General features: G+C 62.3%; 1 pseudogene. It reads left to right on the top strand.

Going from position 1 to position 337, the window contains the following annotated elements:
• Window positions 1–296: pseudogene (locus tag RVY79_RS18275) on the top strand (hypothetical protein); the annotation flags it as partial.
• Window positions 297–337 lie beyond the last annotated feature (41 nt).

The raw sequence follows: 337 nt of genomic DNA, 5'->3' as shown, positions 1-337 counted from the left end.
CGACCACGCGGGATCGGGGCGGCTACGGCGAACGCTACAACCAGACGATCACGGTGGGTGTGCGCATTCCCTTCGGTACGGGTAGCCGTCATACCGAGCAATTGTCCAGCGCCAATGCGCAGGCACTGGAGGCTGAGTCGGCACTCGCGGCCCAGCGCACCCGGCTACTCTCGGAAATTCGAACTGCCCAATCGCGCGAACTGGCAACCAGCACCCAGATGCAGGCCGCTTCGGAGCGCCAGCGACTAGGGCCTGTTAACACATCCGAAGTCCATCAGCGACAAGGACGAAGCTGATGAAGCCCAGGAACATGAGGTCGAGTTTCTCGAACCGCGAG

This window comes from Chromohalobacter sp. HP20-39 (genome assembly GCF_033052815.1).
Taxonomy (GTDB): domain Bacteria; phylum Pseudomonadota; class Gammaproteobacteria; order Pseudomonadales; family Halomonadaceae; genus Chromohalobacter.
The sequence above is the reverse complement of the archived record's forward strand: the minus strand, read 5'-3'. Positions and strand labels throughout refer to the sequence as shown.